This is a genomic window from Streptomyces sp. RKND-216, from assembly GCF_004795255.1.
Classification (GTDB): Bacteria; Actinomycetota; Actinomycetes; order Streptomycetales; family Streptomycetaceae; genus Streptomyces; species Streptomyces hazeniae.
In genome coordinates this window covers 3,846,314-3,866,075 of the sequence record NZ_SSBQ01000002.1, presented here as the reverse complement: position 1 = coordinate 3,866,075, position 19,762 = coordinate 3,846,314, and the positions used below count along the sequence as shown (strand labels likewise).

The following is a 19,762-nucleotide window of genomic DNA, read 5'->3' as shown; positions in this document are numbered from 1 at the left end:
CGCGTGGCCGTTCGGGGGTACCGCGCTACTCCGAAGGGATGGCGGGCCGTTCGCCGGAGGCACCCGCAGCAGACGCCTCCGGCGCGCCGGGCGTCAGCGGCCGGCGACGAAGGTGCGGGCCGCCTTGTCGTGCCAGCACTGCCGCCAGGGCCGGTCGAAGAGGCACCACAGCACGTTCACCACGCCGAGCACCACCAGGGACAGCAGGCTGTACGTCAGCCAGCGCCGCAGCGCCGCCCCCGTGCCCGGGGTGTCCTGCCCTTCGACGTCGAGCACCTGGAGACCGAAGAGCTTCTTGCCCGCCGTGCGGCCCCACTTCGCGGTGGGCAGCGCCTCGTACAGCAGGCCGAACAGCAGGAAGGCGCCCAGCACGACGGCGAGGTGGACGCCGGTGGTGCCGTCGATCAGCCAGACGGTGCGGGTGACGCCGGCCTGGTTGGTGGCCTCGATCTTGTCCTGGATGTGCTCGGTCGCCTTACCGACGAAGGGGAACGCCACGGCACCCGTCACGGCGGAGACCACCAGCCCGTCGACGATCCGTGCACCGAGCCGTTTGCCCAGGCCCGCGGGCCGGGCCTCCTGCACCGCGTCGGCGAACGGGTTGGCCGCCGGGGGCCGCCAGGGCGCGACGCCGTACTGGCCGGACGCGGCCCCGCCGGGCTGCTGCTCCCAGGGCGGCCGCTCCGCACCCGGCGAGGCGTGCTGGGTCTGCGGGGCCTGGACGCCGTACTGCTGCGGGACACCCTGTTGCGTGTGCGGCGCCTGATACGCCTGGGCCTGCTGGGCCTGCTGCTGCGCGTGCGGGGCCTGTTGCTGGACCTGCTCGTACGCAGGGGCCTGGTGCTGGGGGTGGGGGTGCTGGTGCTGGTGCTGGGGGTGGTGCTGGTGCTGCAGGGGGTGGCTCTCGGCCGGGGCCGCCTGCCGGGCGGCGTCCGCGACAGCGCCGTACTGGAAGACGTCGGAACGACGCAGGCCGACGGTGTGCTCCGGCTGGGCCGCGGGGCGGGCGCCCTCCTCCTGCTGGGGGCGCGGCATCCGGATGCCCACCGTGTGGTCGGGAGCCGCTTGGCCTCCGCTCCCGGCCGGAGGCGGCGTTCCCCCGGTCTGCTCCTGCGTCTCCCACGCGGCGCGCGGGTCCTGCCCGCCGTGCGCGGATTGCGCGGGCTCCTGCGGTGCCCCCCAGGAGAGGTCCTGCTGGGAGAGATCCTGCTGGTCGGCGCCGAACCCGGACTGCCGGCCGGGGTCCGCCTGCCAGGCCGTGGCGGCCGCCGGCTGGGTGCCGTGCAGGCGGCGCGGATCGTTCCAGTCGGCGTGCGGCGCCGCGTCCGGTCCGGGCGCGGCGACCTCGCCACGGCGGCGCACCTCGGGCAGCGCCGAGGAGCCGCTGCTCGCACGGCCGAGGTCGATCTCGTCGCTGTCGTCCTCGTCCTCGGCAGGCGCCTCCGGCTCGGGTTCGGCGCCGCGCGGGGCGGGAACGTTCCCGCCGGTCTCGGCGGGCGGGGCGGGCGGGGGTTCGCCCGGCCCCGGCGCGGGCCGGCTGGTGCCCGCCACCCAGGCGGTGCCGTTCCAGTAGCGGATGTACCCGGGGATGGAGGGATCCGGGTAGTAGCCCGGCACCGGGCTGCCGTTGGCGGATCCTGCGGAGGGGGCACTCATCTGTCCGGGTCCCGTATCTCTTCGACCGATCTGGCGGTATGTGGACGTGGGCGGCGACTTCGTCCATGCGCGCGCGTGCGTGCGTGAACGGCGTTGCGCGGAGTCCACATCTACCAGAAGCCGCCGACGGCGTGGCCCCGCCCTCATGGACCTGTGAACGTTCCGGCGGAAGTCTTCCGGGCGAATCTCGAGATTTCTCGCCGAAGTCGCGTAACGATACGCGCTCCACGTTCTCTCATCAGTGCGGGCTTCGTACGGTCGCCGCCGGAGGAGGCCGCCACCGCCAGGCGTGAGAGAGGGAGCAGACGACATGGACGACAGGGAAGCGATGATCGAACGGGAACTCGACCTGCGGCTGGTGCTGTCGCCGGACGACGGCGCCACGGTGCCCGCCCGGCTGCGCTACCGCACCGACGACCCGTTCGCGGTGCACGTCTCCTTCCACATCCACTCCGACGCACCGGTCCACTGGACCTTCGCCCGCGAGCTGCTGATCGAGGGCCTGTTCCGGCCGTGCGGCCGGGGCGATGTACGGGTGTGGCCGACGCGGGCCGACGGCCGGCAGGTGGTGTGCCTGGCCCTGTCGTCGCCGGACGGCGACGCGCTACTGGAGGCACCGGCGCACGTGGTCTCGGCCTGGATGGAGCGGACGCTGCGGGCGGTGCCGACGGGTTCGGAAGCGGAACGACTTGGTCTCGAACAGGGCCTGGAGGCGCTGCTCTCCCCGGAGTCGTGAGCCACGCGGCGGGCGCCGGGCGGCCGGCTCAACCCGCGGACGCCGTCTCCGGCCCCCCGGAGGCGGCCTGGCGGACGAGCGGGATGATGCGCAGCGGCACCGGGTTCTCCATCACGATCGCGGTGGAGGCGCGCACGATGCCCTCGATACCCACCACCCGGTCGATGACGCGCTGGAGGTCCGCGTTGGACTGGGCCACCAGGCGGCACAGCATGTCCCCGTGCCCGGTGGTGGTGTGCAGCTCGAGCACCTCGGGGACGGTGGCCAGGTGGGCCCGCACGTCGGCGCCCTGTCCCTGGCGGATCTCCAGGGTGGCGAAGGCCGTCACCGGATAGCCCACGGCGGCCGGGTCGACGTCCGGGCCGAAGCCGCGGATCACTCCGGTGGACTGCAGCCTGTCCAGCCGGGCCTGTACCGTGCCGCGGGCGACGCCGAGCCGGCGGGAGGCCTCCAGCACGCCGATGCGGGGTTCCTCGGCCAGCAGTTCCAGCAGCCGTCCGTCCAGCGGGTCGATCGCCATGTCCCCTCCTCGCGCTGCGCATCGTGTACAGATACCCGCCTGATACCGCCGCTCGACTGTACATGTTGTTTAGTGATTGCGTGAACTATTGCGCACCTTGTGGATCAGCGGGACGCTTTCGCACATGACTGAGACCACGCATGCAACCCCGAACACCGCCCGGCAGGCCGACCCCTTCCCGGTGAACGGCATGGACGCGGTCGTCTTCGCCGTCGGCAACGCCAAGCAGGCCGCCCACTTCTATTCCTCCGCCTTCGGCATGAAGCTGGTGGCGTACTCCGGGCCGGAGCACGGCAACCGCGAGACCGCCTCCTACGTGCTGGAGTCGGGCGGCGCCCGCTTCGTCCTGACCTCGGTCATCAAGCCGGCCACCGACCACGGCCGGTTCCTCGCCGAGCACGTCGCCGCGCACGGCGACGGCGTGATCGACCTGGCCATCGAGGTGCCGGACGCCCGCGCCGCCTACGCGTACGCGGTCGAGCACGGCGCCACCGGCCTGGAGGAGCCGTACGAGGTCAAGGACGAGAACGGGGTCGTGGTCCTCGCCGCCATCCGCACCTACGGCAAGACCCGGCACACCCTGGTCGAGCGCAAGGGCTACCAGGGCGTCTACCTGCCCGGTTTCGTCGAGGCCGCCCCGATCGTCGCCCCTCCGGCCAAGCGCACCTTCCAGGCCATCGACCACTGCGTGGGCAACGTCGAGCTCGGCCGGATGAACGAGTGGGTCGCGTTCTACAACAAGGTCATGGGCTTCACGAACATGAAGGAGTTCGTGGGCGACGACATCGCGACCGAGTACTCGGCGCTGATGTCCAAGGTGGTCGCGGACGGCACCAAGAAGGTGAAGTTCCCGATCAATGAGCCGGCGATCGCGAAGAAGAAGTCGCAGATCGACGAGTACCTGGAGTTTTACGGCGGCCCCGGCGTGCAGCACATCGCGCTGGCCACCAACGACATCGTCTCCACCGTGCGCACCATGCGTGCGGCGGGCGTCGAGTTCCTGAACGTGCCGGACTCGTACTACGACACCCTCGGCGAGTGGGTCGGCGACACCCGCGTGCCGATCGACGAGCTGCGCGAGCTGAAGATCCTCGCCGACCGCGACGAGGACGGCTACCTGCTGCAGATCTTCACCAAGCCGGTCCAGGACCGCCCGACCGTCTTCTTCGAGATGATCGAGCGCCACGGCTCCATGGGCTTCGGCAAGGGCAACTTCAAGGCCCTCTTCGAGGCCATCGAGCGCGAGCAGGAGAAGCGCGGCAACCTCTGAGCCGACGTGACCGCGGCCCGAGATGGGAAGCGGAGACGCGAACGGGGCCCGGACCGTGGCGAACGGTCCGGGCCCCGCCGTCGTGCGACCGCGGCGGTTCCGGCAGTCTCCGGCGGCGTCGTTGCCGCGACCGCACACGGGTGCGACGCTTCGGGTATGAGCGCCCTCAGCGAACGGCTCCGGGACGGACTCCCCGCCGAAGCGGTGGTCACCGACCCCGACGTCGCCCGGTCCTACGCCCACGACATGGCGAGCTTCTGCGACGCGGGCGCCCCCGCCGTGGTCGTGCTGCCGCGTACGGTCGAGCACGTCCAGCACGTGATGCGCACGGCCACCGCGCTACGGGTGCCGGTGGTGCCGCAGGGCGCCCGTACCGGCCTGTCCGGCGCGGCCAACGCCACCGAGGGCTGCATCGTGCTGTCGCTGACCCGTATGGACCGCATCCTGGAGATCGACCCGGTCGAGCGGATCGCCGTCGTCGAACCCGGCGTGGTGAACGCCGTGCTGTCCCGTGCGGTGGGGGAGCACGGGCTCTACTACCCGCCGGACCCCTCCAGTTGGGAACAGTGCACGATCGGCGGCAACATCGGCACCGGCTCCGGCGGCCTGTGCTGCGTGAAGTACGGCGTGACGGCGGAGTACGTGCTGGGGCTGGAGGTGGTGCTCGCCGACGGACGGCTGATGACCACCGGACGCCGCACCGCCAAGGGCGTCGCCGGCTACGACCTGACCCGGCTGTTCGTGGGCTCCGAGGGCAGCCTGGGCATCGTCGTACGGGCCGTGCTGGCACTGCGCCCCCAGCCGCCGCGGCAGCTCGTGCTGGCCGCCGAGTTCCCCACCATGGCGGCGGCCGGAGACGCGGTCTGCCGCATCATGGAGCGCGGTCACGCCCCCTCGCTGCTGGAGATCATGGACCGCACCACGCTGCGCGCGGTCAACGCGATGGCCCAGATGGGCCTCCCGGAGTCCACCGAGGCGCTGCTGCTGGCCGGCTTCGACACCCCCGACCCGTCCGCCGATCTGGCCGCCGTCGGCGAGGTCTGCACGGCCGCCGGCGCGACGGAGGTGGTGCCCGCCGACACCGTCGCCGAGTCCGAACTGCTCCTCCAGGCGCGGCGGCTCGCCCTGGTGGCGCTGGAGAAGATCACCGGCACCACGCTGATCGACGACGTGTGTGTGCCCCGCGCGCGGCTGGCCGAACTCCTGGACGGCGCGCAGAAGATCGGCGCCGAGTACGGGCTGACAGTGGGCTCGTGCGCGCATGCCGGCGACGGCAACGCGCACCCCCTGGTCTGCTTCGACCCCACCGACGAGGACGAGGCGCGGCGGGCCCGGGAGTCGTTCGACGACATCATGGCCCTGGGGCTGGAACTGGGCGGCACCATCACCGGCGAGCACGGCGTCGGCGTGCTGAAGAAGGACTGGCTCGCCCGCGAACTCGGGCCCGTCGGGCTGGAGATGCAGCGCGGCATCAAGCAGGTCTTCGACCCGCTGGACCTGCTCAACCCCGGCAAGCTGTTCTGAGGGGTCCGCCCCTTCGGGGCGTACCGTCGAGCGGAACTGCCCGGTGAGGCGGCTACGCGGTCACGCGGGGCAGGCCGGCACGGACTCGCCGTCGGCGAGGGCCTCCAGCGCGTCGAGGGCGCCGTCGAGATCGCCGACGGGGATCAGGCGCAGCCCTTCGGGCAGGTCGACGCGGGCGTCGTCGCACTCCGCCTCGGGGACCAGGAAGACCGTCGCGCCGTCCCGGGCGGCGGCCTGCGTCTTCAGCGGGACGCCCCCGACCGGGCCGACGTCGCCGTCGACGTCGATGGTGCCGGTGCCCGCGATCGTGCGGCCGCCCGTCAAGCTGCCGCCGCGGCCGTCGCCGTCCAGCTTGGCGATCACCCCGAGGGTGAACAGCAGCCCGGCGCTCGGGCCGCCGACGTCCTCCAGCCGCAGGTCGACCTCGACTCCGTCCGGCGACCGGTTCAGCTCGTTCAGCGCGGCGGTGACGGCCTCGTTCTGCGACTGCTCCATCTGCGCCGAGGTGTGCTCGCGAATCTCCTCCGGGGTGTCGCCGACCGGATACACGGAGTCGCGCGGCATCACGGCGCGGTCGGTGGAGAACCAGCTGCGCACCACGTCCGGCAGACGCACGGTGGTGTCCGGCGAAGTGGCCGCGATCGTCGTCATCAGCAGCTCCCCCTCGCTGCGGCGCGGTTCCGCGCCGCCGACCGTGATCACCCGCTCGCCCTGGTACGTCCCCAGCACGTTCGCCGTGATGCCGGGCTGGGCGACGGAGAACGGCAGGGGGGCGAAGGCCGTGACGGCGAGCAGCGCGGCGACGGGGACCGCGCACAGCGCCAGCACCCGGCGCCGCGAGCGGAGGAGGTGGCTGAGGGAGGGCATGGGGTGAATCTAGTTCACCACCCGGGCGGTCGGCGCAGGGCGTCGGGCCGTCGCGGGACGCACGGCCGGTCGCGGGACGCGCACGTGCTCAGCGCAGGGCGTCGGCGACCTCCTGGGCCGCGTGCACCACGCGGTCGCCGACCTGCGTCGGCACGGAGTCCGTCAGCATCACGACGCCCACGCTGCCCTCGATGCCGGTCACTCCCAGCATCGGCGCGGCGGCGCCGCTCGCGCCCGCCTCCAGTTCGCCGTGGGTGAGGATGTAGCCGGGGCCCAGTTCGACGTCCGGGCCGCGCCCGGCCAGGATGGCCCGTCCCGCCGCCCCGCGGTCCAGGGAGTGACGGAAGCCGGGCCGGTAGGCGACGTGGTAGTCGGTCCAGCTGGGCTCGACAACGGCTACGGCGAGCGCGTCGTTGCCATCGACGAGGGTGAGATGCGCGGTGGCGCCCACGTCCTCGGCGAGGGAGCGCAGCGCGGGCAGTGCGGCCTCCCGCACCAGCGGGTGCACCTGGCGGCCCAGCCGCAGCACCCCCAGGCCCACGCGGGCCCGCCCGCCGAGGTCGCGCCGCACCAGGGCGTGCTGCTCGAGGGTGGCCAGGAGTCGGTAGACGACGGTCCGGTTGACGCCGAGCTTGTTGGACAGCTCGGTCACGGTGAGGCCGTGGTCGGTGTCGGCGAGGAGCTTCAGCACTCTGAGCCCTCTGTCGAGCGTCTGCGAGGTCTCCGCGGTCACGACGCCCCCTTCTGATGTTCTCTGGCGCGGCAGCCGCACGCGGGGAGGGGCGGGTCACCGGCGTCCGTCGGCGGCTTCGCTCGTCCACGCAGAGTGCTGCCGGCGGCAGTGGCACTGGTCAGCACGCACTTCGGCACCGGCTGCGCTCCGAGGCGACGCTGCCACGGGGCGTGTGCGTGAGCGGAAACCTAGCCCCGGATACCCGCTGACCGGAAGGGTCCGTCCAGAATCCGGGCACAGGTCGTCCGTTTTGCGCCTTTTATGACGGGCGCACGGGCTCTATCGGCGCGCCCGCACGGCCCCGCCCCCGCAGCGGCGGACGGACCGAGAGAGGAGGAGTGCGACGCCGCGCGTCAGCGCATGCGGGTGGCCCACTCGCGCACCTTCGCGATGCGCTGCTGCAGCTGGTTCGCCGTGGACTCCGCCGCCGGCGGTCCTCCGCAGGAGCGCCGCAGCTCGGTGTGGATGACGCCGTGCGGTTTCCCGCTCTGGTGGGAGTACGCGCCGACCAGCGAGTTGAGTTCGCGCCGCAGCTCCATCATCTCCCGGTGGCTGACGACGGGCCGCCGGTCGGCGGGCAGTTCGAGGAGGTTCGCCTCCTGGTCCGGCTTCTTCCGGCTGTGCGAGATCTGCCGCGCCTGCCGCTTCTGGAGCAGCATCTGCACCTGGTCCGGTTCGAGGAGGCCCGGGATGCCCAGATAGTCCTGCTCCTCCTCACTGCCCGGATGCGCCTGCATGCCGAATTCGGCGCCGTCGTACATCACGCGGTCGAAGACGGCGTCCGACTCCAGTGCTTCGAAGGGGAGTTGGTCCTGGTCGCCGGTGTCCTCGTCCTGCTGCCTCTCGGCCTCCTGAAGGAGGTCCGCCTCCTCGGCGTACGGGTCGGCGTCGTCGCCGTCCTTCTTCGGCTTGTCCAGGACGTGGTCGCGTTCGACCTCCATCTCGTGGGCGAACGTCATCAGCATCGGAATCGTCGGCAGGAAGACAGACGCGGTCTCGCCCCGCCTCCTCGACCGCACGAAGCGGCCCACGGCCTGGGCGAAGAACAGCGGGGTGGAGATCGTCGTGGCGTAGACCCCGACCGCGAGCCGCGGCACGTCGACGCCCTCGGACACCATGCGGACGGCGACCATCCAGCGGTCCTCGCTGCCGCGGAAGTCCTCGATGCGCTGCGAGGCGCCCGCATCGTCGGAGAGCACGACGGTGGCGCCGTGCCCGGTGATCTCGCGGAGCAGCTTGGCGTACGCACGGGCGGAGTCCTGGTCGGCAGCGATGACCAGTCCGCCGGCGTCGGGGATCGCCTTGCGGACCTCGGTCAGCCGCTGGTCGGCGGCGCGGAGCACGGCGGGCATCCACTCTCCGCGCGGGTCCAGCGCGGTACGCCAGGCCTGCGAGATCGCGTCCTTGGTCATGGGTTCGCCGAGCCGCGCCGCGACCTCGTCGCCCGCCTTGGTCCGCCAGCGCATGTTGCCGCTGTAGGAGAGGAAGATGACGGGCCGGACGACGCCGTCGCCCAGCGCACTGCCGTAGCCGTAGGTGTAGTCCGCGACCGAGCGGCGGATGCCGTCGTTCCCCTCCGCGTAGCCGACGAACGGAATCGGGTTGGTGTCGGAGCGGAAGGGCGTGCCGGTGAGCGCCAGTCGGCGGGTCGCGGGCTCGAACGCCTCCAGACAGGCTTCGCCCCAGGAGCGGCTGTCGCCAGCGTGGTGGATCTCGTCGAGGATCACGAGGGTCTTGCGCTGTTCGACGCGGTTGCGGTGCAGCATGGGCCGGACACCGACGCCCGCGTACGTGAGCGCGATGCCGTCGTACTCCTTGCCGAGCGGACCGGCGCTGTATTCGGGGTCGAGCTTGATGCCTATGCGCGCGGCCGCGTCCGCCCACTGCTTCTTCAGATGCTCGGTGGGCGCGACGACGACCACCTGCTGCACCACGTGGTGGTGCAGCAACCACGACGCGAGCGTGAGCGCGAAGGTGGTCTTCCCGGCGCCGGGAGTGGCGACCGCGAGGAAGTCCCGGGGCTGGGCCTGCAAGTACGCGTCCATGGCCCCCTGCTGCCAGGCGCGCAGCTTGTTCGCCGTACCCCAGGGGGCGCGGCCGGGGAAGGCCGGGGACAGGTGGTGGCTGGAGGTGGTGGTAGACACGGTCCTCGTCGCGGGTCGCGGTCGCGGGCTGGTCGTCGTCCGGCGCTGTCTCGCACACTGCCGGAGCGACCGCGTCAGCGTACCGGCGACGCGACGGCGGTATGCCGCGGACACCGGCGGGTCCCCCTCAGGTGGGATCCAGGTCACACCGCCGGACGGCCGCCTGCGGGCGGGAGCCCACCACCGCACGCCCGCCTACGTGGTGAGCAGCACCCCGCCGTAGGAGGCCGCACCGATCACGAGCCAGGCGCCGAGGCCGAGCGCCGCGACGCGGGGGCCGGTGCGCGCCAGCGTCGGCAGGTGCACGGCGCTGCCGAGGCCGAACAGGGCTGCAGCGAGCAGCACCTCCTTCGCCAGATCCGCCGCGTGCAGGGCGGTGCCGGGCACCAGCCCGGTGGTGCGGAGAGCGACCATGGCAAGGAAGCCGAGGACGAACAGCGGTACCAGCGGCGGCCGTTCGCCCCGGGTCCGCCGGGCGGTCCGGGTCCCCCCGGCCTCCCCCGCGCGACGGGCGTCCCGCCTGCCCCGGGCACCCCGCAGCGCGCCCAGCGCCACCAGGGCGACCAGCGGCGCCAGCAGGGCCACGCGCAGCAGCTTGACCAGCACCGCCTCTTCCAGCGCCGCCGGTCCGGCGGTCTGCGCGGTGGCGACGACCTGACCCACGTCGTGCACCCCGGCGCCGACCCAACGGCCGAACTGGACGGCGTCCAACCCCAACGGGCCCTGCAACAGCGGTAGGACGCCGATCGCCAGGGTTCCGCAGAGCGTGACCAGCGCGACCGACGTGGCGATGTCCCGGTCCTCGCTCCGGCGCACCTCGCCGACGGCACCGATCGCGGACGCCCCGCAGATGGAATAGCCGGTGGCGATCAGCAGGGGCTGGTCACCGGGCAGGCCGAGGCGGCGGCCGAGCCAGACCGTGCCGCAGAGGGTGGCGGCAACGACGGCGACCACCATGGCGACGGTGTCCCCGCCGAGTCCGAGCACGTCGCCGAGCCCGAGCCGGAGACCGAGCAGCACGACACCGATCCGCATCAGCCGCTTGGCGGCCAGCGTCAGGCCGGGGCGACAGGCCCCGCGGACGAACCGGCGCACACCGGGCAGGTGCGCGGCGAGGACGCCGAGCACGATGGCGGCGCTGAGCACCGGTACCGCCGGCACCAGCAGGTGGACGCCCCAGGCGGCCCCGACCCCGGCGGCGGCGAGGGCGAGTCCGGGCAGCGGCCCGGCCCCTCCCCCGCTGTCCTCGCCACGCGTCGGGTGGTGCTCGGCGACGGCCTTCTGCCGCGCCGCGAGCCGTGCCCCGAGCAGGGCCATCAGCGGTCGGCCGGCACGTCGTAGACGCGGCGGACGCTGGTGCCCAGGCGGGAGATGTCGGCGCCGTAGACGTGCAGGGATATGGCGGTGTCGTCGCAGCCGTTCCACACCCGGTGGATGTCGCCTGGCGGCGCGAACCCGCAGACCGCGCCCCGGGGGTTGACCACGTCCTCGGTGGCGACCAGCCGGGCCGGCTCCCCCGGCCCACCGGCGGGCACCAGCCGGTAGCGGCGTTCGCGCTCCTCACCCTCGTGGACGCCGGTCACGCACCACGAGACGTGGTCGTGCACGGCGGTCCGCTGGCCGGGCAGCCACACCAGGCCGACGACGGAGAAGCTGCCGTCCGGCTCGGCGTGCAGCAGGTGCTGCCGGTAGTGGTCCGGGTCGCCCTCCCGCTGCTCCTGGGTGAGCAGGTCGGCGGCGCCGAGGTGCGGAGCGACCTTCTCGCCGACCAGGTACGCCGTGACGTCCGGGGGGGAGCCCCCGGCCCACGGCCGCGCGCACGTCCGCCACGAGTGCGGCCATGCGCTCCGTCGTTCTGCGTGTCGTGGTGCTGCGCGCATCGGCGCGGATGTCCGTCGGGGCCATGCTCAGCAGCGTGGCGCCGCAGCCCGGACCGCGTCCAACGACGATTGCTTGGGCCTCCGCCAAGCCCGGGTTATGGGCGGGCACACAGGGGCGGGGCAGGACCGTGCGGGAGCGGGACGGGCCGGTGCCGTCAGCACCCGACGCGGTCGGCGGCGACCGCCTTCAGCTCGTCCAGCACCATCGCGGTGGCCGGGATGCTCAGGTGCTCCCGCAGCACGTACGCGGAGACCTGCCGCCGCGAGGCCGGGTCCAGCGCTCGGCCGGCGACCCGGTCGTGCACCAGGAACGACAGCACCAGCCCGGGCATCATCGCGATCCCGAGCCCCTTGGCGACGAGGGACTGCACCACGAGGATGTCGTCGGTGGTGAAGACGATGTCCGGCGCGAAGCCCAGCTCCGCGCACTCGTGCAGGAAGTTGGTGCGGCAGCGCAGACAGCCGGCGATCCACCGCTCCTCCGCGAGGTCCTCCAGCTTCACCGCGCGCCGCTGCGCCATGGCGTGCCCGGCGGGCATCACCACGGTGAGCTGGTCCTCCAGCAGCGGGATCTCCACCAGTTCGTCGGGGACCTGTTCGCGGAGGCCGGGGTAGGTGAAGGCGAGGGTGATGTCCGCCTCGCCGCGCACCACGCGCTCCAGCGACTCCGGCGGCTCGCTCTCCTGGAGCTCCACGCGCACGCCGGGGCTGTCCGTCGCCAGCCGGGCGAGCGCCTCCGGCACCAGGGTGGCGCCCGCGCTGGGGAACGAGCACACCCGCACCCGCCCGGAGTGCAGCCGGGTCAGCGCGGTCATCTGCTCCTGCGCGACGGACAGGTTCTCCAGGATGATCCCGGCGTGCCGGGCCAGCGCCTCCCCCGCCTCGGTGAGCCGCATCCGCCGGCCGACCCGCACGAACAGCGGCGTGCCGACGGAACGTTCCAGCGCCTTCATCTGCTGGGTGATCGCGGGCTGCGTGTACCCGAGGGCCCGCGCGGCCGCCGAGTACGACCCGGCCCGCACGACCTCGTCGAAGGTCCTCAGCAACCGCGAATCGAACACGCTTCACACATAAGCAGATTTTGGACCACCAGGGCAATCGAGGGTCTGCGCTTCTACCGAAGCCGCCGCAGACAGTCCGCGATCACCTTGATCTCCTCCAGTTCGCCGGTGGCAACGGAGACGATCAACTGCTCGGCCGCATCAATATCGGGCCGCAGCTCGATTCCGTTGATACGGAGAAAGACCACGGTCGATAGCCATGCGGTGCGCTTGTTGCCGTCGACGAAGGGGGGGTTGACCGCGAGGGACTGCATGAGCGCCGCCGCCTTCTCGAAGAGATCGGCATACGCCTCCTCACCGAACATCGACGCAGCCGGTCGCGCCGCCGCCGACTCCAGAAGGCCAAGGTCACGAACTGCGACCCGCATGTCGTCGCACGCGTGGTCGGCGATGACGAGGACTTCTTCGGCCGTCAGGTAGAACACGGTCACTTGAGCCGCTCCAGCAGCTCGTGCCACTTGGCGGCCTCCTTGATCGCCGACTCACGGACCATCGCGTCGCGGGCGTTCCGCGCCAGATAGTCGTCCACCGCCCGACGCACTACGGCCTGCATGCTGCGCCCTTCACGCTCGGCCTGCTTCTTGAGCGCCTGCGTCTGGTCGTCGTCGAATCGCACGTTCATGGCCATACCAAAACGGTACCATAGTGGTGGTGCCATTGTGGTACCACTCTGAGGCGGCGGTGGGTGCGACGCACGCCCCGCCGGTCGCGGCACGCGGTCAGTAGTCCTGGGCGGACTCCGCCCCCGCCGACACCGGCTGCGCCCTCCGGCCCCGCACGCGCTGCAGGTGGAGCTGGCGGGTGAGCCGGATACCGGGCCGGACCAGCAGCTGGAGGCTGCCCAGCAGGAAGCACCAGGTGCCCAGGACGGCCCAGGACGCATAGAAGAACATCACGCTGCCCGCCACGAACCACAGCGCGATGCACACGTCGTTGAGGATGCTCGCGGTCTCGTAGCGGCGGCGCACGACGAGTTCGTCGTGGCCGATGCGGATGGTCAAGGACGACGGCCTGCGCTGGTCACTCATGCCGTCACCGTAGGGGGCCGTCAGCCGCCGGCCCGCCATTCCCGGACGGCGTCGTCGACGTCGTACTGCGCGAGGCTGACGGTGGGGCCGCTCACGCCGTCCAGCACGGCCCGGCGGAGGCGGTCGTTGAGCGCCGCGACGCGCCGCCGCACCTCGTCCTCGGTACGGGCGCGCAGCGCCGCCGCGTACTCCTCGTCGGCCTCCTTGCGCAGCACCAGCGACGGCGGCAGATACGAGACGCCCTCGCGGCGCATCTTCTCCTTCACCCACCACATCTCGTCGTACGGCGCGCCCTCCCCGCTCAGCGGCTTCCCCGCACCGGGCAGGTCCGCGAAGGCGCCGCGCTCGGCGGCCTCGCGGATCTGCCGGTCCACCCAGGACTCGAAGGGGAGCCCCGGTGGCTTGCGCTCCGTCATGTCCGTCACTCCCGTCCGCCGGCGCCGCCGGCCGCCGTCGTCAGGGGCCGCGCGCTCCCAGCGTGGCACAGGTCCGCGCGGGTACGGCGCGCGGCGCCGTTTCCGCAGAACCGGCGGGGGCACCCGCCGCAGAGGTGATGTCGCCGCGGCCGCCCGGCCGTGTGCGTTGCACGGCGGCCACGGCGTGCGTTGTGCTGCCGTGGCGAACCCCGAACCGAAGGAGTGGGACCCATGGCCATGTGCGAGGTCTGCGGCAACGACTACGCGATGTCCTTCGAGGTGCGTGCCGCCGGCGAGGTGCACGTCTTCGACTGCTTCGAGTGCGCCGCCCACAAGATGGCCCCAGTCTGCGAGCACTGCGAGTGCCGCATCCTCGGGCACGGCCTGGAGAGCGACGGCCACTTCTTCTGCTGCGCCCACTGTGCACGGATGAAGGGGCACGCGGAGCTGGTGGACCACGCCTGACGGACAGCCCCGGGCCGTACCTCACGGCTGGCGGCCTCGGCCCTCCGTGAGCCGCGTCAGCCGTCCGTGGGCGGCTTCGTGGCCGCCTCCAAGACGGCGGCCTGGAATTCGGTCATCCTGATCCGCCGGTCCTCGGGCGGCAGGGTGACCGGGTACCGCCCCCCGTATCCGCCGTAGGCCATGGTCGTCTCCATGCCCTCCAGCTCGGCGTCCCACTTCAGCAGGCGGGGCTCACCGGACCGGGCGAGGTGGTAGACGTCGGCGCCTCCCGGGCTCTGCACCGCGAGCGCCCTGGACTTCCGCCCGTCGACCGTCGCGTCCCGGTCCGGGTCGCGTTCGGCGGACTCCGGCACCGCGAAGTAGGCGTCGCAGCTCCTGCCCTGCACGGTGACGTAGGACCCGGCGAGACCCTCCGGGACGCTGACCTGCTGCCCACGCTGCCCGAGGGTCTCCACCAGCAGGGGGGCGCTGATGTAGCTCGTCCCGTCCCGGCAGTACATGTCGGTCTCTTCGCCGTCGTCCGCGCGCACGGTCATGTGGAAGCCCTGTGCCGGGTCCCAGGTGATCTCCTGCTCAGCGCCGCCGAAGGCGCTGTTGGTGCCGGAAGCGCTGAAGGAGGTGCCGGCCATCGTCGCGTTCGTCTTCTTCACCAGGGCCACGGTCTTCTCGTCCGGGCCGCTCTGCTCCGGGGTCCGCGGCGGCGGGTCGTCGCCGCAGGCCGCGAGCCCGGCGGCGAGGACCAGCGCGACGGCGGCAGCCCGCGCTCCGCGCGCCGCCTGGGTGTGGCGACCCGTACGCCGTGTGCCCGCCCGCATCCGTACTCCCCGTCCTCGGCGTCCCTACGGCCGGCATGGGGCCGCTCGGTCCGGCCACCGTAACGGCTCGAGGCGGCCGGCGGTCGCCGGGGTGCGGGATTCACAGGGTCTCCCCCACCCGGGCGCCCCCTGCGCACGCAGGGGGCGCCCGGGTGGTCAGGCCGCGAGGCGCTGCGGGGCAGGGAGGATGTTCTGGTTGGCGTGGAAGAGGTTGTACGGGTCGTAGGCGTGCTTGATCTCCGCGAGCCGGTCGTAGTGGTCCCGGTACGTGGCACGCACCCGGCCCGCCTGCTCGTCGGCACCGGCGAAGTTCACGTAGCCGCCGCCCATCGAGTACGGCTGCATCTCCTCCCAGTAGTCCAGGCACCAGCGCGTCACGACCTCGGCGTTGGCCGGATCCGGGTCGACTCCGCCGAAGATCCCGGACCAGATCGCGTGGCGGTAGCTCCACGGCGTCTCGTCCGCGCTCACCCGGCCGGCGGCGCCGTCGACGGGGTAGAGGTGCATCGTGCACAGGTCGGTGGGCAGCGCCTCGCCGTACCGGCGGTGCACCTCGGCGGCTGCGTCCGGGATGCCGTCGAAGAAGGAGCCGCGCCAGTACCACTGCATGCCGGGCGGGATCACCGCGTCGAAGCTCGACTGGAGCACGGGGTAGGGCATGGGCGTGGTGAAGTGGAACGCGGGTGGCCCGGCCTCGTTCACGACGTTGAACGTCTCCTCCAGACGGTCGAGTTCGCCCGTCCAGCACCAGATGATCCCGCACATCTTCTGCCCGTGGATCTCGGGCGGGAAGGGCGGGGCGGGCGGAACGGACAGCACCGCGAGGAAGCCGTAGACGTCGTCGGGCGCCTGCGGCAGGTACTCGCGGTACCACTTCACGACCTCGACGGTGCGTTCCACCGGCCACATGGTGAGCGCGACGCCGACGACGTCCACGGGGTGCAGGCGGTAGGTGAACGCGGTGGCGACGCCGAAGTTCCCGCCGCCGCCCCGCACGGCCCAGAAGAGGTCCGGGTGCTCGGTCTCGCTCGCCGTGACGAAGCTCCCGTCGGCCAGCACCATGTCGACGGCCAGCAGGTTGTCGACGGTCAGCCCGTACTTGCGGGTCAGGTAGCCGTGGCCGCCGCCGAGCGTCAGGCCGCCGACGCCGGTTGACGACACGATGCCCGCGGGCGTCGCCAGGCCGAACGCGCCGGCCGCGTGGTCGAGGTCGCCGATCAGGCTGCCGCCACCGACACGGGCCGTCCGCGCCGCGGGGTCGACGTGCACCCAGCGCATCGGCGACAGGTCGAGGGTCACACCGCCGTCGACCAGGCAGAGGCCGGGGCCGCTGTGGCCGCCGCCCTTCACCGCGAGTTCCAGGCCGTCGTCGCGTACACGGTTCACGGCCGCGATCACGTCGCCGGCGTCGGCGCAGCCGACCAGGGCCGCGGGGCGCCGGTCGATCATCGCGTTGTAGATCCGCCGCGCCCCGTCGTACGCGGCGTCCCCAGGGCCGGTGACCGGTCCGCGCAGCGCAGCGCGCAGATCTTCCAGCAAGGCGGGGTCCTGGGTGGGGAGGGAGGGGGTGGGGGTACCAGGGGTGCTCATGATCATTCCCTTGTCGGACGGGGCGTCGTCCCACCGGGTCGGATCGAGGCGGTCGGGCGGGGCCGCGCCCCGCGCATGTGTGCTGCGTGTCCGTACGCGCGTCGCGCGTGCGGCACCGGCCGCTGCCCCTCGTCGTGCGCCCCGTCGCATCGCGCCGGGCCGGCTCCGCAACGCGCCGACACTTCCAGGGTCTCCCCACCCGGAGGCGGCCGCAATGTCTCCGCGGGCGTTCCGGCGGACCGCCCACGCGAGCGAGGCCGGCGGCGGCCCGCCGGAGCGGCGAGGTGCGGCCGTGCGCCGGTCAGCCGCGTCCGCGACGGCGGGCGAGGGCGAGCACGCCGCCGGCCACCGCGGCGGCCGTGAGGCCGAGACCGAGCGGGAGCACGCCGCCTGCGCCGCCCTCCGCGTCCGCGGTACCACCGGCTCCGGCGGGCGGCGCGCCGCTGGGGCGCATCGTCGAGGGCGGTGACGCGGTGGGCGTGAGGGTGGGCGCTGTCCGGGGCGTGGTGGTGGGCGGGGCCGGGGCGCCCGATGTCGAGGCCGGCGGGTTCGGCAGGGCCGAGGCGCTAGGGCTCGTGCTCGCCGCCACCGGTGTGCCGGGCAGCGACTCGCAGGCGATGCCGTCCTCGTCGGTGTCCAGGCGGAAGAAGTCGAGGGGGTCCCCGTCCAGCACCTGCTGGGCCTCCAGCTGCGTCTCGAAGTCCGAACAGTCCTTGTCCTGACCGCCGGGCTGTGCGTGCGCGGCGCCGACCGCTGGCAGCAGGGCGGCGCAGGCCAGGGCCGCGGTGACGGCTGCGGTGCGGAGGTGCATGGTCGGCCTCCCGACGTTCACGGTGTCGCGTCGTTCGAACGTAGGCGCGGTCGCACCCGCACGGTCAGCCCGACACCCCCGTTCGGGTGACCCCACCCCGTCACCTCCCGGGCACGGCGGCTGGTCCGCAACCGTGCCCGGCCGAGGCGAAGGTCGGCCCGGAGGGGTCAGCGGTGGGAGAGGACGTTGATCACCCGGCCGTCGGGGTCCCGGACGAAGAAGCGCCGCACGCCCCACTCCTCGTCCTGCAACGGGTGCACGATCTCGGCACCGCGTTCCCGCAGGAGGGCGTGGACCGCGTCCACGTCGTCCACCTCCACGCTCATGTGCGGCGTGACGGGCGCTGTCCTGTCGGCGGTCATCACACTGACCTGTGCCGCGGGGGTGGACGGCGAGGCGAGGGTCGTGATCCAGCCGAGGTTCATGACCTCCTCCATGCCGAGGATTTCGTAGAACTCGCTGTTCTCCTCCGTCGCGTCGGACTGGAGGACGGGCATGACGCGGCGAACGGACATCGGTGAACTCCCGTGAGGAGAAGTGGGGTCGGACTCCACAGGAGTACTACGGAAACCCGGCCTCCGCACGCACCCCGGAGGCGCAGGGGCCGACGGCGGCGATGTGTTCCGTTGAGCGGACCGGGTACGCGGGGCAGCCAGGCCGAACTGACGGTGCACACCGTCGTCGTCGTGACGACACGAGAGGCAACAGCCATGAACGGAACGCCGGATGCTCCGGCCGCCGGGCGTCGGGAGGCCCCCGTCGGAGACCTGGTGAAGCCGGCCTCCGAGAAGGCGGCCGTGGACTGCGGCGGTGCCGCGGCCGTGCACCGGCTGACGGGCACCTGGCCCGACTGACGCCGGTCGGCGCCGGACCCCCACGGCCCCCGCCCCCACGCCTCGGGGCCGGACTCCCGCGAGGAGTCCGGCCCCGAGGCGTGCGCCGACAGGTTCGCGATGAGGTGGTGAGGCGGTGAGGTGGTGAGGCGGTGACGTGGCACTTCTGGAGTGCGCGCCCGGCCGGTCACTCGGGGAGCACGTCGAGCCGTGCGGCGCAGACCGCCGTCCGGAGGACCTGGATGCCGTGGGGCGTCGCGGGATCGAGACCGGTCAGCTCCTTGATGCGGCCCAGCCGGTAGGCGAGCGACCGCCGGTGCAGGTGCAGCGCCGCGGCCGTACGCTGCCGGTCCAGGCCGCAGGCGAGCAGGGACTCGAGCGTGCGGCGCAGGTCCGGGCCGCGGTCGAGCGGCTCCAGCAGCCGGGTCAGGCGCAGGCGTACGTCCGGCTGCCGCGCCACCGCGAGTTCCACGAGGAGGTCGTCCTCGCGGTACGGGCGGTCCCCCGCGTCCGGCAGCGCCGTCACCAGCCGCAGCGTACGCCGCGCCTCCCGGAGGGCGGCGGGCACTTCGGCGGGCGAAGCCCCGAACGCCTCCGCGGCGTGCAGTCTGCTCCGCCAGGCCCCGGCGAGATCGACGGCCAGCTCCCGCGCAACCTCCCGGGCCCGCTGCACGGTGCTCTCCACCGGCACCGTCACCAGGAGTTCGCCGGTGGCCGGATCGCCGCGCCAGAGCAGCCCGGAGCGTTCGCCGAGCAGGCGTTCCACCGCGGCGGTGGTCCCCGCCGCCACGGCCGCGTCACGCTCCTTCGGGCGGAACACCAGCACCAGGTGTCCGGCGTCGGGCCCCGGGCCGGGTACGCGCCCGGCGAGCAGCGCGTCGAGCAACAGCGCCCGTGCCGCCGGGGCGTTGCCCCGGGAACGGTGCACGTCCAGGTAGGACTCGGTCACCGCGTCGAGCACGCGCGGCAGTTCCCGTACGCCCCAGGCCGTGAACGCCACGGGCTGCACCGACTCGCCGGGTTCGGCCACGGCGAGGCACGCCCGGAGCCCCGCGGTGTGCGCCACCTCGAAGCCGGCCCGGAAGTCGGCGAACGGAAAGGCATGGAGGGCCCGGGAGCGCGCGAGCTCGCGGTAGACGGCGAGGTCGTCGCGGTGCAGCGGTCCGCCTCCCGGCGCACGGCACAGGACCGGGCGCCACGTCTCGTGCACCTCGTGCAGCAGGGTGATCCGTGCCGTGGAAGCCTGTTCGCCGTAGGCCCGCACGTGGCGCACCAGCGCGTCGCGGATCGCGAGCGCGGTGGCGTCACGTCGTGCACTCACACGCTCGAAGAAGCCCTGCCGCATGCTGCCCATCGTCTCTCCGGAGTCCCTGTCGCCCGCCGCGACGGCGACCGAAGCGCGGGCAGGCAGCC

The 19,762-nt window shown here is 73.0% G+C and carries 21 protein-coding genes and 1 pseudogene; 5 read left to right on the top strand and 17 right to left on the bottom strand.

What is annotated here, in order from left to right; all coding sequences use genetic code 11:
- Positions 1 to 93 precede the first annotated feature (93 nt).
- On the bottom strand, positions 94 to 1,656 hold the full coding sequence (locus E4198_RS17220; protein ID WP_136183942.1) for an RDD family protein: 1,563 nt from the start codon (positions 1,654 to 1,656) through the stop codon (positions 94 to 96).
- Positions 1,657 to 1,966: 310 nt separating this feature from the next.
- Between E4198_RS17220 and E4198_RS17215 the strand changes: the two genes are divergently transcribed.
- Positions 1,967 to 2,392: an SsgA family sporulation/cell division regulator gene (locus E4198_RS17215; protein ID WP_210732840.1), complete on the top strand. Its 426-nt coding sequence runs from the start codon at positions 1,967 to 1,969 to the stop codon at positions 2,390 to 2,392.
- A gap of 28 nt (positions 2,393 to 2,420) precedes the next feature.
- On the opposite strand, the gene E4198_RS17210 is transcribed toward E4198_RS17215, so the two are convergent.
- Entirely contained in the window at positions 2,421 to 2,912 is a 492-nt protein-coding gene (locus E4198_RS17210; RefSeq protein ID WP_136183941.1) for an Lrp/AsnC family transcriptional regulator, read from the bottom strand.
- Between the two features lie 124 nt (positions 2,913 to 3,036).
- On the opposite strand from E4198_RS17210, the gene hppD reads away from it, so the two are divergent.
- Positions 3,037 to 4,182 (top strand): 4-hydroxyphenylpyruvate dioxygenase, encoded by a 1,146-nt coding sequence (gene hppD / locus E4198_RS17205; protein ID WP_136183940.1) that lies wholly within the window; start codon positions 3,037 to 3,039, stop codon positions 4,180 to 4,182.
- A gap of 156 nt (positions 4,183 to 4,338) precedes the next feature.
- The gene (locus E4198_RS17200) at positions 4,339 to 5,706 is read left to right on the top strand and encodes an FAD-linked oxidase C-terminal domain-containing protein (protein WP_027763470.1); all 1,368 of its coding nucleotides are present in this window, start codon (positions 4,339 to 4,341) and stop codon (positions 5,704 to 5,706) included.
- 60 nt (positions 5,707 to 5,766) lie between these two features.
- Here E4198_RS17200 and E4198_RS17195 read toward each other — a convergent pair whose 3' ends face one another.
- The 10 genes and pseudogenes from E4198_RS17195 to E4198_RS17150 form a co-directional block, all read right to left on the bottom strand.
- The gene (locus E4198_RS17195) at positions 5,767 to 6,573 is read right to left on the bottom strand and encodes a S16 family serine protease (RefSeq protein WP_136183939.1); all 807 of its coding nucleotides are present in this window, start codon (positions 6,571 to 6,573) and stop codon (positions 5,767 to 5,769) included.
- An 88-nt stretch (positions 6,574 to 6,661) separates the two neighbouring features.
- The gene (locus E4198_RS17190; protein ID WP_136183938.1) at positions 6,662 to 7,306 is read right to left on the bottom strand and encodes a helix-turn-helix domain-containing protein; all 645 of its coding nucleotides are present in this window, start codon (positions 7,304 to 7,306) and stop codon (positions 6,662 to 6,664) included.
- Between the two features lie 353 nt (positions 7,307 to 7,659).
- On the bottom strand, positions 7,660 to 9,450 hold the full coding sequence (locus E4198_RS17185; RefSeq protein ID WP_136183937.1) for a DEAD/DEAH box helicase: 1,791 nt from the start codon (positions 9,448 to 9,450) through the stop codon (positions 7,660 to 7,662).
- A 195-nt stretch (positions 9,451 to 9,645) separates the two neighbouring features.
- The gene (locus E4198_RS17180) at positions 9,646 to 10,767 is read right to left on the bottom strand and encodes a putative sulfate exporter family transporter (RefSeq protein ID WP_136183936.1); all 1,122 of its coding nucleotides are present in this window, start codon (positions 10,765 to 10,767) and stop codon (positions 9,646 to 9,648) included.
- Positions 10,767 to 11,355 (bottom strand): annotated as a pseudogene (locus tag E4198_RS17175) (cysteine dioxygenase family protein). The gene E4198_RS17180 and the pseudogene E4198_RS17175 overlap by 1 nt, the downstream one beginning before the upstream one ends.
- Before the next feature lie 130 nt (positions 11,356 to 11,485).
- On the bottom strand, positions 11,486 to 12,391 hold the full coding sequence (locus E4198_RS17170; RefSeq protein ID WP_027763464.1) for a LysR family transcriptional regulator: 906 nt from the start codon (positions 12,389 to 12,391) through the stop codon (positions 11,486 to 11,488).
- 53 nt (positions 12,392 to 12,444) lie between these two features.
- Positions 12,445 to 12,822, bottom strand: coding sequence for a type II toxin-antitoxin system death-on-curing family toxin (locus E4198_RS17165; protein ID WP_136183934.1), 378 nt, complete (start codon positions 12,820 to 12,822; stop codon positions 12,445 to 12,447).
- Positions 12,819 to 13,019 carry a ribbon-helix-helix protein, CopG family gene (locus tag E4198_RS17160; RefSeq protein ID WP_136183933.1) on the bottom strand — a complete coding sequence of 67 codons (201 nt, stop codon included), beginning with the start codon at positions 13,017 to 13,019 and terminating at the stop codon, positions 12,819 to 12,821. Before E4198_RS17160 ends, E4198_RS17165 begins: the two co-directional genes overlap by 4 nt.
- A gap of 91 nt (positions 13,020 to 13,110) precedes the next feature.
- Entirely contained in the window at positions 13,111 to 13,419 is a 309-nt protein-coding gene (locus tag E4198_RS17155) for a YrhK family protein (RefSeq protein ID WP_136183932.1), read from the bottom strand.
- Positions 13,420 to 13,439: 20 nt separating this feature from the next.
- A complete protein-coding gene (locus tag E4198_RS17150) occupies positions 13,440 to 13,835 on the bottom strand; it encodes a DUF1992 domain-containing protein (protein ID WP_136183931.1) in 396 nt (131 codons plus the stop codon).
- A 231-nt stretch (positions 13,836 to 14,066) separates the two neighbouring features.
- Between E4198_RS17150 and E4198_RS17145 the strand changes: the two genes are divergently transcribed.
- Complete coding sequence (locus tag E4198_RS17145) at positions 14,067 to 14,300, top strand: hypothetical protein (RefSeq protein ID WP_136183930.1); 234 nt, start codon at positions 14,067 to 14,069, stop codon at positions 14,298 to 14,300.
- 56 nt (positions 14,301 to 14,356) lie between these two features.
- On the opposite strand, the gene E4198_RS17140 is transcribed toward E4198_RS17145, so the two are convergent.
- From E4198_RS17140 to E4198_RS17125, 4 genes are all read right to left on the bottom strand, one after another.
- The gene (locus E4198_RS17140; RefSeq protein WP_136183929.1) at positions 14,357 to 15,115 is read right to left on the bottom strand and encodes a hypothetical protein; all 759 of its coding nucleotides are present in this window, start codon (positions 15,113 to 15,115) and stop codon (positions 14,357 to 14,359) included.
- Positions 15,116 to 15,271: 156 nt separating this feature from the next.
- On the bottom strand, positions 15,272 to 16,705 hold the full coding sequence (locus E4198_RS17135) for an FAD-binding oxidoreductase (RefSeq protein ID WP_136183928.1): 1,434 nt from the start codon (positions 16,703 to 16,705) through the stop codon (positions 15,272 to 15,274).
- Between the two features lie 301 nt (positions 16,706 to 17,006).
- On the bottom strand, positions 17,007 to 17,516 hold the full coding sequence (locus E4198_RS17130; protein WP_136183927.1) for an excalibur calcium-binding domain-containing protein: 510 nt from the start codon (positions 17,514 to 17,516) through the stop codon (positions 17,007 to 17,009).
- A 167-nt stretch (positions 17,517 to 17,683) separates the two neighbouring features.
- Positions 17,684 to 18,031 (bottom strand): VOC family protein, encoded by a 348-nt coding sequence (locus E4198_RS17125; protein WP_136183926.1) that lies wholly within the window; start codon positions 18,029 to 18,031, stop codon positions 17,684 to 17,686.
- Positions 18,032 to 18,226: 195 nt separating this feature from the next.
- On the opposite strand from E4198_RS17125, the gene E4198_RS24965 reads away from it, so the two are divergent.
- Positions 18,227 to 18,370: a hypothetical protein gene (locus tag E4198_RS24965; protein WP_168711458.1), complete on the top strand. Its 144-nt coding sequence runs from the start codon at positions 18,227 to 18,229 to the stop codon at positions 18,368 to 18,370.
- Positions 18,371 to 18,536: 166 nt separating this feature from the next.
- Here the strand turns inward: E4198_RS24965 and E4198_RS17115 are convergent, their stop codons facing one another.
- On the bottom strand, positions 18,537 to 19,703 hold the full coding sequence (locus tag E4198_RS17115) for a helix-turn-helix domain-containing protein (protein ID WP_136183924.1): 1,167 nt from the start codon (positions 19,701 to 19,703) through the stop codon (positions 18,537 to 18,539).
- Between the last annotated feature and the right edge of the window lie 59 nt (positions 19,704 to 19,762).

Bases quoted from the DNA above. Each gene is read 5' to 3' on its own strand.
- E4198_RS17220 (WP_136183942.1), bottom strand. From the start codon at position 1,656: ATGAGTGCCCCCTCCGCAGGATCCGCCAACGGCAGCCCGGTGCCGGGC.
- E4198_RS17215 (WP_210732840.1), top strand. From the start codon at position 1,967: ATGGACGACAGGGAAGCGATGATCGAACGGGAACTCGACCTGCGGCTG.
- E4198_RS17210 (WP_136183941.1), bottom strand. From the start codon at position 2,912: ATGGCGATCGACCCGCTGGACGGACGGCTGCTGGAACTGCTGGCCGAG.
- hppD (WP_136183940.1), top strand. From the start codon at position 3,037: ATGACTGAGACCACGCATGCAACCCCGAACACCGCCCGGCAGGCCGAC.
- E4198_RS17200 (WP_027763470.1), top strand. From the start codon at position 4,339: ATGAGCGCCCTCAGCGAACGGCTCCGGGACGGACTCCCCGCCGAAGCG.
- E4198_RS17195 (WP_136183939.1), bottom strand. From the start codon at position 6,573: ATGCCCTCCCTCAGCCACCTCCTCCGCTCGCGGCGCCGGGTGCTGGCG.
- E4198_RS17180 (WP_136183936.1), bottom strand. From the start codon at position 10,767: ATGGCCCTGCTCGGGGCACGGCTCGCGGCGCGGCAGAAGGCCGTCGCC.
- E4198_RS17160 (WP_136183933.1), bottom strand. From the start codon at position 13,019: ATGGCCATGAACGTGCGATTCGACGACGACCAGACGCAGGCGCTCAAG.
- E4198_RS17155 (WP_136183932.1), bottom strand. From the start codon at position 13,419: ATGAGTGACCAGCGCAGGCCGTCGTCCTTGACCATCCGCATCGGCCAC.
- E4198_RS17150 (WP_136183931.1), bottom strand. From the start codon at position 13,835: ATGACGGAGCGCAAGCCACCGGGGCTCCCCTTCGAGTCCTGGGTGGAC.
- E4198_RS17145 (WP_136183930.1), top strand. From the start codon at position 14,067: ATGGCCATGTGCGAGGTCTGCGGCAACGACTACGCGATGTCCTTCGAG.
- E4198_RS17140 (WP_136183929.1), bottom strand. From the start codon at position 15,115: ATGCGGGCGGGCACACGGCGTACGGGTCGCCACACCCAGGCGGCGCGC.
- E4198_RS17135 (WP_136183928.1), bottom strand. From the start codon at position 16,705: ATGAGCACCCCTGGTACCCCCACCCCCTCCCTCCCCACCCAGGACCCC.
- E4198_RS17130 (WP_136183927.1), bottom strand. From the start codon at position 17,516: ATGCACCTCCGCACCGCAGCCGTCACCGCGGCCCTGGCCTGCGCCGCC.
- E4198_RS17125 (WP_136183926.1), bottom strand. From the start codon at position 18,031: ATGTCCGTTCGCCGCGTCATGCCCGTCCTCCAGTCCGACGCGACGGAG.
- E4198_RS24965 (WP_168711458.1), top strand. From the start codon at position 18,227: ATGAACGGAACGCCGGATGCTCCGGCCGCCGGGCGTCGGGAGGCCCCC.
- E4198_RS17115 (WP_136183924.1), bottom strand. From the start codon at position 19,703: ATGGGCAGCATGCGGCAGGGCTTCTTCGAGCGTGTGAGTGCACGACGT.